This window comes from Marinococcus sp. LNHM5E3-2.1 (assembly GCF_056034365.1).
The window spans coordinates 1-3,184 of the sequence record NZ_JBQLIB010000029.1 but is presented as its reverse complement, the minus strand read 5'-3'; the positions used below and the strand labels follow the sequence as shown (position 1 = coordinate 3,184).

The following is a 3,184-nucleotide window of genomic DNA, read 5'->3' as shown; positions in this document are numbered from 1 at the left end:
ACCCCCGGCTATCATCAACGCTGAAGAGCTTAACTTCCGTGTTCGGCATGGGAACGGGTGGATCCTCTTCGCTGTTGCCACCGGACTGGCCCGTCGGGCCCTGACAACCAAATACCGAGACCGCAGCCACCGCCGCGTATCGTGCTGTGCGTGGATAAGACTTCGACCGATTAGTATCCGTCCGCTGCACATGTCGCCATGCGTCCACGCCGGACCTATCTACCTCGTCATCTCCAAGGGGTCTTATCTCCGTAGAGGGGAAAGGTCATCTTAAGGGGGGCTTCATGCTTAGATGCTTTCAGCACTTATCCCGTCCACACGTAGCTACCCAGCAGTGCTCCTGGCGGAACAACTGGTACACCAGCGGTGTGTCCATCCCGGTCCTCTCGTACTAAGGACAGCTCCTTTCACCTTTCCTGCGCCCGCGACGGATAGGGACCGAACTGTCTCACGACGTTCTGAACCCAGCTCGCGTACCGCTTTAATGGGCGAACAGCCCAACCCTTGGGACCTACTTCAGCCCCAGGATGCGATGAGCCGACATCGAGGTGCCAAACCTCCCCGTCGATGTGAACTCTTGGGAGAGATTAGCCTGTTATCCCCAGGGTAGCTTTTATCCGTTGAGCGACGGCCCTTCCATGCGGTGCCGCCGGATCACTAAGCCCGACTTTCGTCCCTGCTCGACTTGTAAGTCTCGCAGTCAAGCTCCCTTGTGCCTTTGCACTCTGCGAATGATGTCCGACCATTCTGAGGGAACCATTGGGCGCCTCCGTTACTGTTTGGGAGGCGACCGCCCCAGTCAAACTGCCCACCTGACACGGTCCCGAGGCCGGATCACGGCCTGCGGTTAGAATGTCGATACCACCAGGGTAGTATCCCACCAGCGCCTCCTCCGAACCTGGCGGTCCGGATTCGATGGCTCCTACCTATCCTGTACAAGTGGTACCCACATCCAATGTCAAGCTACAGTAAAGCTCCATGGGGTCTTTCCGTCCTGTCGCGGGGAACCTGCATCTTCACAGGTATTATAATTTCACCGGGTCTCTCGTTGAGACAGTGCCCAAGTCGTTGCACCTTTCGTGCGGGTCGGAACTTACCCGACAAGGAATTTCGCTACCTTAGGACCGTTATAGTTACGGCCGCCGTTTACTGGGGCTTCAATTCGGCGCTTCTCCCCCGAAGGGGATAACGCCTCCTCTTAACCTTCCAGCACCGGGCAGGTGTCAGCCCCTATACTTCGCCTTACGGCTTCGCAGAGACCTGTGTTTTTGATAAACAGTCGCTTGGGCCCTTTCACTGCGGCTCCCTGGGGCTATTCACCCCGGGGAGCACCCCTTCTCCCGAAGTTACGGGGTCCTTTTGCCGAGTTCCTTAACGAGAGTTTTCCCGCGCGTCTTAGAATACTCATCCCACCTACCTGTGTCGGTTTACGGTACGGGCACCACGTTCCTCGCTAGAGGCTTTTCTTGGCAGGGTAGGTGCCGGCCCTTCGGGCCCCGTAGGGCCCTCCTGGTCACCGCTTGGCCGTATGGGGGAGGGATTTGCCGCTCCCCCGGCCTTGCCAGCTTCAACGCGCATGTCCAACAGCGCGCGGCCGTGCCTGCCTGCGTCCCCCCATCACTCAAATGGAACGGAGGTGGTACAGGAATATCAACCTGTTTTCCATCGCCTACGCCTTTCGGCCTCGGCTTAGGACCCGACTAACCCTGAGCGGACGAGCCTTCCTCAGGAAACCTTGGGTTTTCGACGGAAGGGATTCTCACCCTTCTTTTCGCTACTCATACCGGCATTCTCACTTCCAGGCGCTCCACCGGTCCTCACGGTCCGGCTTCTGTGCCCCTGGAACGCTCCCCTACCATCTCTCCCATGCGGGAGAGTCCACGGCTTCGGTGCTGCGTTTAGCCCCGGTACATTGTCGGCGCAGAGTCACTCGACTAGTGAGCTATTACGCACTCTTTCAATGATGGCTGCTTCTAAGCCAACATCCTAGTTGTCTAAGCAACTCCACATCCTTTTCCACTTAACGCAGACTTAGGGACCTTAGCCGGTGGTCTGGGCTGTTTCCCTCTCGACGACGGATCTTAGCACTCGCCGTCTGACTCCCGGGCAGCAAGTCGCTGGCATTCGGAGTTTGACTGAATTCGGTAATCCGGGAAGGACCCCTCGTCCAATCAGTGCTCTACCTCCAGGACTCTCATACCCGAGGCTAGCCCTAAAGCTATTTCGGGGAGAACCAGCTATCTCCAGGTTCGATTGGCATTTCACCGCTACCCACGACTCATCCCCGCAATTTTCAACTTGCGTGGGTTCGGGCCTCCAGCCAGTGTTACCTGGCCTTCACCCTGGTCATGGGTAGATCACCTGGTTTCGGGTCTACGCCCGCCTACTGCATCGCCCTCTTCAGACTCGCTTTCGCTGCGGCTCCGCCTTTGCGGCTTAACCTTGCAGACGAGCGTAACTCGCCGGTTCATTCTACAAAAGGCACGCCGTCACCCCTTAACGGGCTCCGACTTCTTGTAGGCACACGGTTTCAGGATCTGTTTCACTCCCCTTCCGGGGTGCTTTTCACCTTTCCCTCACGGTACTGGTTCACTATCGGTCACTAGGGAGTATTTAGCCTTGGGAGATGGTCCTCCCAGCTTCCGACGGGATTTCTCGTGTCCCGTCGTACTCAGGATACCCCCGGCGGGGGGAAGATGTCGGCTACCGGGCTGTTACCGTCTCTGGCGGGCCTTTCCAGGCCGCTTCGCCTATCCTCCCCGCCTGCCGTGCGGGGGTCCTACAACCCCGGGATGCAAGCATCCCGGTTTGGGCTGATTCCGTTTCGCTCGCCGCTACTCGGGAAATCGCGTTTGCTTTCTCTTCCTCCGGGTACTGAGATGTTTCAGTTCCCCGGGTCTACCGTCCGGCGCCTATGTGTTCAGCGGCCGGACGCCTTCCCATGACGGAAGGCGGGTTCCCCCATTCGGACATCTCCGGATCGTAGCTTACGTACAGCTCCCCGGAGCGTTTCGCCGTTCGTCGCGTCCTTCTTCGGCTCCTAGTGCCAAGGCATCCACCGTGCGCCCTTTTCTTCTTAACCACTCGATACGCGGTTGATTCTTCGACGCGGCCGCCGGGACAAACCCGGCAGCCTTGTGTTGCTTGTGTGTGTTTTGGTCTCGGTATTCGGTTGTCAAGGTCC

2 rRNA genes are annotated in these 3,184 nt (G+C 58.3%); both read right to left on the bottom strand.

Annotated elements, in window-relative coordinates:
- A 5S ribosomal RNA gene (gene rrf, locus ACTRXH_RS15960) occupies nucleotides 1-85 on the bottom strand; the annotation flags it as partial.
- A gap of 65 nt (nucleotides 86-150) precedes the next feature.
- A 23S ribosomal RNA gene (locus tag ACTRXH_RS15955) occupies nucleotides 151-3,082 on the bottom strand.
- Nucleotides 3,083-3,184: the final 102 nt, after the last annotated feature.